Genomic DNA, 8,181 nt, shown 5'->3' with positions numbered 1-8,181 from the left:
TGATGAAGCAGACCGCGGACGAGGTGCTGGCCGAGCTCAACATCTCGGACCCGGTGCTCGACACCGCCAAGGAACTGGAGCGGATCGCGCTCAGCGACGACTATTTCATCGAGAAGAAGCTCTACCCCAACGTCGACTTCTATTCAGGAGTGATCCTCAACGCGATTGGCTTCCCGACCGAGATGTTCACCGCCCTGTTCGCCCTGGCCCGAACCGTCGGCTGGGTGGCGCAGTGGAACGAGATGATCTCCGATCCCGAGCAGAAGATCGGGCGGCCGCGGCAGCTCTACGTCGGCGCCACTCAGCGCGACTATGTGCCGGTGGAGCGCCGCTAGGACGTCAGGCTAGCGGCAGTCGGAGGGTGAACCGCGCTCCGGGGACTGGCCCCGGGTCGAGCAGGATGTCCCCACCCATCGACCGCGCCAGCCGGCGTGAGATCGCCAGTCCCAGGCCGGCGCCCCCGACCTTGGACGCAGCCTGCTCGAAGGGCTCGAAGATGCGCTCGCGATCCCGAGGCGCCACGCCCGGGCCCTGGTCGGCGATGCTGATCTCGGCCCCGCCGCCCGTGCCGGCGATGATCCGTACCGTTCCGCCAGGGGGCGAGTGGCGCACCGCATTGCCGATCAGGTTGACCAGGATCTGCGTGACCGCGCGGGCGTCGCCGTGCGCGGCCAGCGCCGTTTCTCCCTCGACCTCCAGCTTCATCCGGGCTTCCGTCGCCTGGGCCTGGACCAGCCCGGCCGCTTCCAAGGCGAGCGCGACCAGGTCGATCCGCTCGGCCCCTTCATCCCCTCCCGGCCGAGCCGCTGCGGTTGTGGAACGCAGCACGTCCAGCAGGTGCCGCGAAGCGGTCATGATGTCGCCGGCATATGTTGCGTAATCGCTGCGGAGCGGACCTTGAGCGCGCTCGGCGATGTGCCGCGCTTCGGCGACGATCCGGTCGAGCGGCAGCTGCAGCAACTCGTTGAGTTCGGGAGCCACGACGGGGGCCGCAACTTGAGTCCGCTCGGCGGCCACGCGCCCGGCGAAGCCGGCGAACTCGCCGGCTGGTCCGAGCCGAACCTCGCCCGACAGGATCAGCGGGGCCCCACCCGCTTTCGGGACCGCGCGCTGACCATCGAAGTCGCTGCGCCCTGCCAAGGCGCCGAGCAGCGGCATGTCGCCGGCCTCGTCCGCTTCGAGCTGGACCAGACGGGTGAGGGGCAGCCCGACCGCCGCTTTCGGCTCGGTGCCGAGCTGCTCCGCAAGATCGGGCGAAAGGCTAAGCAGGCGTAGGTCGGAATCGAGCGAGAAGCGGTAATCGGCGGCGGTCTCTAGGGCCGGCGCGTGTTTGTCCTCGGGCCAGCGCGAACGCTGCGGCGGACGCTCGACCCAGCTTTCGACCGTCAGCCGCACCCCGCCGCCCTCGGGTTCCGCCCGCACCCACAGGTCCAGGTCGGCCTCGGCCGACGCCGCCAGCGCGGGACGGGAGATGGTCACGCCCAGCTTGCGGGCCAGCCGCACGATGAACGCCAGCTGCGGTACGGCGAGCGGCTGCCCGAGCTCCGCGCCGGCCTCCCGCTGCAACTGCAGCAGGCGGGGGTCCGCCGCGGTCAGCCGTCCCTCAGGATCGACGGTTCCGCCGATCGGTTCAGGCACGGCCACGGGCATGTCCCTCCAGTGCCGCGGCGGCTTGCTGATAAGCGGGGGGCAGCCGCAGGCGGTTGCGCGCGGCGCGGGCCTCGGCTTCCCCGATGCGATCGAACCAGTCGAGCTCGGCCACAGGGTCGCCGAGGCCAAGCGGAGCGGCCAGGCGGGCGAGCAGGGCCGCGGCCATGGCGCGGGGCTGTTCGGCCATCCGCAGCAACAGCGCCAGCCGCCCGTCCCGCCCGTCGACGAACAACGTCCAACCACTCTCGCCCGGAATGCCGGCCAGCCTGGCCAGCGCTTCGCACAGCAAGCCAACCTCGCCGGCGCCAGCCATCGCCAACAGCGTCGTCGGGTCGAGCCGCTTGGCTTCCTGCAGGGCGCGCACCAACCGTGCTTCCAAAGCGTCAAGCCGCTGGCCTTCATCGTGGCGGGCGAGCAGGTCCACGGCTGCCGCCACCAGCTCCTCGTCCCGGCCGCCGCAGCGCCGGGCCAAGGCGGCCGCAACGTCGTAGGCCAGCTCAACCGCAATCTCCGCCGGACAGTCGGCAAGCTCAAGCCCGGGGCGCCCGAAGCGGTCGCGCGCGGCGCCGCGGGACAGGGCCACGGCCATTGCCGCCGCCGCCACGTCCGGCGCTTCGTCCCCGACCCAGCCTTGGAGCAGCGAGCTTCCATCGCGGGCGCGGGTGCCGAGCGCCGCCTGCCCGAGCCGCAGCAGATCGGCGCGGCGGAGCAGCAATGCAATCAGCGCCGGCTTAGCGAGCAGCCCGCCCCTGCCAAGCTCCAGGACGAGCTCGGCCGGGTCACACTCGCTTTGCGGGCTGAGCTGCGCCGGCAGGCGGACGCGGATCTCGTCGGCGAGCCGCTCCACCAGCCCGTGGAGCATGGCGTTCATCAGCGCCCGCTCCTGCTCCGTCAGCCGCTGAGCGGGGTCGAGGAGGAAGTCCTGCACGGCGGCGGCCAGGCGCTGTGACTCGCCGCGCACGCGCAGACCATCCGCTGACGCATCCTGCGCATTCTCCGCATCTGGCCTGTTCCGGGGCGCCATAACCATTCCCAATTATCCGATCGAGGTTAATGCCACCTCAATCGCGAGCGCCGCGGTGAGCCCGATTCTGGACCAGGAAGAAACTGCCCGTGGCATAGACGGCAAGCACGGCCAGCGCGGCGGTCCACCATCCACCGAGCGCGAATGGCACCGTCAAGAAAATAGCAGGCCGCAGGCCGAACAGCCAGGTCTCGCCCGGCAGGTCGCGCCCGCCCGCTTCCACCCTGGCCGCTTCGGCAAAGGCAGCGGCCGCCAGCGCCAGCACCGCCGCGCCCCAACCGCTGCCGTGCCGCGCCTCGAACCAGCCGAGCGCCAGCAGCGCCAGGCCGCCTGCCGGCCAGAGCAGGCGCCGGGTGAGCAGCCCGGCCGGCAGGGGCCGCAGCCGCAGGATCGCCAAACGCTCGGCGATCAGGTCCAGCGGACTGGCGAGCAGCAACAGCGCCATCGCCGCCAAGGGCCAGCCGAGCACGAAAGCCACGGCTGCGCCCAGCATCAGGATGAGCGCCGCAGCGATCAGCCATCTGGGACGCGCGGGCGTGCTCATCAGCCGCTCGGTCGCGAACTCCTCCGGGATCGGCAGCAGGTAGCGGCTCGGCCAGTCGCGGCGAATGCGGCGCGATGCCTGGATCAGGTGGCGGTCGAACGCCTGCGGCTCGGCTCCCGAGTGCACCAGGAAGGGCGTCACACCCTCTCCTGCCGGAATGAATAGGGCGCCGGCCTGGATGGTGCGGCGGAGCAGCGTCGATTGCAGGTCCCAATCGCCCAGCATCGCCGCGGTCGAGGACAAGGTATTCGCGTCCACCAGCGCCAGCCCCGCCCAGCGCCGCTCATTGTCGATGCGCTCGAACAGCTCGTGCGCCTGGCCGTCGGCGACCGTCGCGACCGCGCGCTCGTTCGCCCCCACTATTCGTTGCACCAGCGCCATCGCCGGGGCGATCCCGTCAGCCATCTGGAGGATCGGCATGCCCGGCTCGAACCGGGCCGCCGCTTCGATGCCGTCGCTCACCGGGATGGCGGCCACTCCCTCCGCCCTCAGCCGCTCGAAAGCGGCGGCCAGCGCCGGCGGCACCCGCTCTACCAGCACGACGATCGGCGCCGCTCCCGCAGCGGCCGCGCACCGCGCTTGGTACTCCACCAGCGTTCGCCCGGCGAGCGGCGACAAGGCCTTGAGCCCGCCGGCATCATCCTCCTGATAGGCTCCGATCAGCGCTCCGAGCGCCATGGGTTCGTCCCTCCCGGCCGTTTCTCTTGCACGCTTCCGCTCGAGCGCAAAGGTGGTAAACTGCCGCTCATGAACGCCAGACCAGAGCGCGCCGGCCAGGCGCTTCCGCCCCTCGATCTCACCGAGGCCGAGCCGTTTGCGGCGTTCCAGAACCCTCCAGCCGACGACTACGGCAGCTACGAGGAAGCGCTACCCGAGCCCGAGAGCGGGGCCGGCGGGCGCCAGGTGCTGGGATGGGCGCTCATCGCCGCGGCAGCCATCTGGATCGCGTTCGCCGCCTGGTCCACGGGCCAGAGCCTGGGCGGATCGCCGCTGACCGGACCGGTTCTGGCGCAGTGGCTCGCGATCGCCACCGGGCCGCTCGCCCTTCTCGGCCTCCTGTGGATCCTGTTCGGCCGGACCCGGCGGCAGGAGACGGAGCGCTTCACCCGATCGGTGGCGGCGATGCACACGGAAGCGCGCAGCCTGGAAGGTCTGCTGGCCGTGCTGCGCCGCCGTCTCGACGACGAGCAGGCGGCGATGGCCGGCATGTCCGACCGGCTGATGCGGCTGGGCGACGAGGCTGCCCATCGCCTTGGCGGCGTCACCCGCGACCTCGATGCCGGAGCCGAGAAGCTGGCGCGGCATAGCTCGGCCCTGGATCGCGCCGCCGAGAACGCGCGCACCGACCTCGGGGTGCTGCTCGAAGACCTGCCGCGCGCCGAAGCTACCGCCCGGGCGATGAGCGAGGAGCTGCGCGGTTCGGGTCGCGAAGCCAGCGCCCAGGCGTCTTCGCTCGAAGCGCAGCTTGCCGCCGTTACCGCCCGGGCCCGCGAGGCCGACGAAAGCGTCGGCGGCGCCTCCCAGCGGCTGGTCGCGCACCTGACCCAGATCGAGAGCGCCGGCGCGGCTGCTGCCACGCGCGTGTCCGACGTCGCCGGCACCGCCGCGCAGCAGGTGGACGAACTGCTCGACCGCACCGCAGCGGCACTGGGCGAGATCCGCGGCGGAATCGACACCCAGTCGGCGGCGGTTACAGCCCTTGTTGCGCAGAGCGCCGCCGGCCTCGGCCGTACGGGCATCGAGGCGGCGGACGCGCTGCACCAGCGGCTGAGCGCCGCGGGCGGAGCGCTTGACGGCCTTTCGGCCCGGGTGGCTGAACAGGACCGCGCCAGCCTGGCCATGGTGGCCGGGGTGGAACGCAGCCTGGCCGACCTCGACCAGCGCTTTGTCGATCTCGCGGCCGAAGGCGACCTGCGCGCGGGTGCGATCGCCTCCGCCATCGCGCGGGTGCGCGGTGAGCTCGACGAACTGGCGCTGCAGTCGGCCTCCAGCGACGGCTCGCTGGACACGCTGGAGCGGCGGACGGAGGCGCTGCGCGGCGCCGTCACCGGCCTCCACCAGGAGATCGGCGAGCGGCTGAACGGCGCGCTGGACCAGGCGGAAGGCGGGGCCGAACGCCTGCTCGCTGCAGTAAACGCCTCGCGCCCGGAGATTGAATGGATGCGCGATGCCGCGGGCGAGGCGAGCGAGCGGCTGGCCCTCGGCGCCGACGGACTGCAGGCACAGCAGGACCGGCTAGCCTCCTTTCTCGCGATGCTGGACGACGGGGTCGGCGCCGCCGAGCAGCGGCTCGCCGGGCTCAGCCAGGCCCTGGCAGCGGCCGAGAGCGAGGCCGCGCGGTTGCAGGCGGAGACCGGTCCCGCCCTGGTGCGAGCCATGGTCCAGGTCCGCGACGCTTCCGCCCACGCGGCCGAGCGCGCTCGCGAGGCGATCGCCGCGGTTATCCCCGAAAGCGCGGCCCGGCTGTCGCAGCAGACCCGCGACGCGCTGGAGCGGGCCATTCGAGAATCGATCACCGCGCAGCTTCAGGATGTCGAGGTGGTGGCGACGCGCGCGGTCGAGGCCGCCCGCAGCGCTTCCGATCGGCTAACCCGACAAATGCTGACCATCGGCCAAACCGCGGCCGCGCTTGAAACGCACATCCACCAGACGCAGGAAGCCGACCGGGCGGCAGACAGCGAAGCCTTTGCGCGGCGCACGGCCATGCTGATCGACTCGATGCATTCGGCGGCGATCGACGTCGGCAAGATCCTGTCGGACGAAGTCGATGAGCGGGCCTGGGGCGCCTACCTCAAGGGCGACCGCGGGGTGTTCACCCGCCGTGCCGTGCGGCTGATGAACAATGGCGAGAACCGCAGTCTCGTCGCCCATTACGAGCAGGATCGCGAATTCCAGACCGCCGCCAACCGCTTCGTCCACGATTTCGAAGCCATGCTGCGCCGGGTGGTGGCGGAACGGGACGGGGGGGTCATGGCCGTCACCCTGATGTCCAGCGACGTGGGCAAGCTCTACGCGGCGCTGATCCCGGTCGTGGAGAAGCGCCGCTAGCCCCGGTGATAAAAGTCCAGCATCTCCACGGTCAGCCAGCCGTTGACATAGTTGAGATAGTATAGGCCGAACGCCGCCACTGCGAGCACCGTCGAGCGCAGCAGGTGGCGACGGATCTCGAAGCGGTGGGGCGCACTGTCGGCCTGCCCGGCGACCTTCGCTGCGCCGACCTCCTCGTCGGTCTTCACGCCGAATGGCAGCAGGATAAACGCGGCGGCGACCCAGAACAGGAAAAAGACCGCGAGCGCCGACTGCCACCTCATGAGCGCAGGACCATCACCTCGACCAGCGGCTTCTTGCCCGTCCATGCCGTCGCGCAGCGCCGCACCGCCAGGCGCACCGCCTCCCGCAGCTTTTCCTCGTCCATCCGGGGACCGACCGCACGGGCCGCCATGTCGGCCGCATCGCGGATGAAGTCGGCGCGGTCCTCCTCGACGGGCACGCCCAGCGGCCGCACCAGCGGTTCGCCGATCAGCGCGCCGCGCCGATCCAGCGCGATGCTGACGGCGATCACACCGCCGAAAGCCATGCGGCGCCGCTCATTGATGGTGGTGCCGTCCGCCGGCAGGATCACGTCGCCGTCGAGCACCAGCTTGCCCACCCGCTCCTCGCCCAGCTTCCTCGGCTCGCCGGGGCCAAGGCGGATCACCTCGCCATTCTCCTGCACGATGGCGCGTGGAATGCCGTTCGCTTCGCCGAACCGAGCCTGCTCGCGCAGGTGCCGCGGCTCGCCGTGGACCGGGATCAGCACCTCCGGCCTGATCCAATCGTACATCTTCTTGAGCTCCGGCCGCCCCGGGTGGCCCGACACGTGCACATGCGCCTGCCGGTCGGTCACGGTGACCACGCCCAGCTTGCTCAGCTGGTTCATGATCGCACCGACCGCATTCTCGTTGCCTGGAATCTGGCGCGAGGAGAAGATCACGGTGTCGCCGTTGCCGAGCTTCAGCTCATGGTTGCCGGCCGCGATCCGCCCGAGCGCCGCCCGCGGTTCGCCCTGCCCGCCGGTCGCCAGGATCAGCAGCTCGGACCGCGGCAGCCGCATCGCCTCGTCGTAGCGGACGGGCTCCGGGAAGTCGCGCAGGTAGCCGGTCGCCTTGGCCACCTTGATGTTCCGTTCGACCGAGCGGCCCGCCAGCGCGATCCGCCGTCCAGTCGCCTCCGCTACCCGCCCGATGGTATCGAGCCGGCCCGCGTTGGAGGCGAAAGTGGTGACCAACACCCGCCCGGGCGCGTCCGCCACGGTCTTCAGCAGCCCGTCGTATACGTCCGCCTCCGACCCGGAGACCTGTTCGTTGAACGCGTTGGTGGAATCGCACACCAGCGCGAGCACACCTTCGTCGCCGATCGCCGTCAGCCGCTCGGGCGAGGTCGTGTTGCCGAGCACGGGCGTGTCGTCGATCTTCCAGTCGCCGGTGTGGAACACGCGGCCATGCGGCGTCTCGATCAGCAGGGCGTTCGCTTCGGCAATGGAGTGGGCCACGGGCACATAGGTGACGCGAAAAGGCGCGAGGTCGAGTTCGGCGGTCTGTTCGACGATCCGAACCTGCACCTGCCCGGTCAGCCCCTCCTCCTCCAGCTTGCCCGCGACCAGCCCGGCGGTGAAGGCGGTGGCGTAGATCGGCACCTTGAGGTCCGCCGCAAGGTAGGGGATGGCACCGATATGGTCCTCGTGTCCGTGGGTCAGCACCAGGCCGACGAGGTCGCGCCTTCGCCGCTCGATGAAGTCGAGGTCGGGCAGCACCAGGTCGATCCCGGGATAGTCGTGGTCGCCGAAGGTCAGCCCGCAGTCCACCATCAGCCACTTGCCGCGGCAGCCGTAGAGGTTGACGTTCGTTCCGATCTCGCCCGATCCGCCGAGCGCAAGGAAAAGCAGTTCGTCGCCTGGTGTCATCGTTGTCCTTCGTCGTCCCGG

The 8,181-nt window shown here is 70.8% G+C and carries 7 protein-coding genes; 2 read left to right on the top strand and 5 right to left on the bottom strand.

Features of this window, described 5'->3' with window-relative positions:
• Window positions 1–335: citrate/2-methylcitrate synthase (locus QZX62_RS05875; RefSeq protein ID WP_294172889.1), on the top strand; the 335-nt coding region annotated here is incomplete at its 5' end.
• Between the two features lie 4 nt (window positions 336–339).
• Here QZX62_RS05875 and QZX62_RS05870 read toward each other — a convergent pair.
• The 3 genes from QZX62_RS05870 to QZX62_RS05860 all read right to left on the bottom strand — a co-directional run bounded on the left by QZX62_RS05870 (window position 340) and on the right by QZX62_RS05860 (window position 3,896).
• On the bottom strand, window positions 340–1,638 hold the full coding sequence (locus tag QZX62_RS05870) for a HAMP domain-containing sensor histidine kinase (protein WP_294172888.1): 1,299 nt from the start codon (window positions 1,636–1,638) through the stop codon (window positions 340–342).
• Window positions 1,631–2,611: a DUF2336 domain-containing protein gene (locus QZX62_RS05865; protein WP_294172887.1), complete on the bottom strand. Its 981-nt coding sequence runs from the start codon at window positions 2,609–2,611 to the stop codon at window positions 1,631–1,633. Before QZX62_RS05865 ends, QZX62_RS05870 begins: the two co-directional genes overlap by 8 nt.
• Before the next feature lie 100 nt (window positions 2,612–2,711).
• Entirely contained in the window at window positions 2,712–3,896 is a 1,185-nt protein-coding gene (locus tag QZX62_RS05860) for a hypothetical protein (protein WP_294172886.1), read from the bottom strand.
• Between the two features lie 69 nt (window positions 3,897–3,965).
• Here QZX62_RS05860 and QZX62_RS05855 point away from each other — a divergent pair, with 69 nt between their 5' ends.
• Entirely contained in the window at window positions 3,966–6,266 is a 2,301-nt protein-coding gene (locus QZX62_RS05855) for a hypothetical protein (RefSeq protein ID WP_294172885.1), read from the top strand.
• Here QZX62_RS05855 and QZX62_RS05850 read toward each other — a convergent pair.
• On the bottom strand, window positions 6,263–6,529 hold the full coding sequence (locus tag QZX62_RS05850; RefSeq protein WP_294172884.1) for a DUF1467 family protein: 267 nt from the start codon (window positions 6,527–6,529) through the stop codon (window positions 6,263–6,265). The genes QZX62_RS05855 and QZX62_RS05850 overlap by 4 nt on opposite strands.
• Window positions 6,526–8,160, bottom strand: coding sequence for a ribonuclease J (locus QZX62_RS05845; RefSeq protein WP_294172883.1), 1,635 nt, complete (start codon window positions 8,158–8,160; stop codon window positions 6,526–6,528). Before QZX62_RS05845 ends, QZX62_RS05850 begins: the two co-directional genes overlap by 4 nt.
• Between the last annotated feature and the right edge of the window lie 21 nt (window positions 8,161–8,181).

Origin of the sequence: uncultured Sphingomonas sp. (assembly GCF_902806265.1) — a bacterium.
GTDB lineage: Bacteria > Pseudomonadota > Alphaproteobacteria > Sphingomonadales > Sphingomonadaceae > Sphingomicrobium.
The sequence above is the reverse complement of the archived record's forward strand: the minus strand, read 5'-3'. Positions and strand labels throughout refer to the sequence as shown.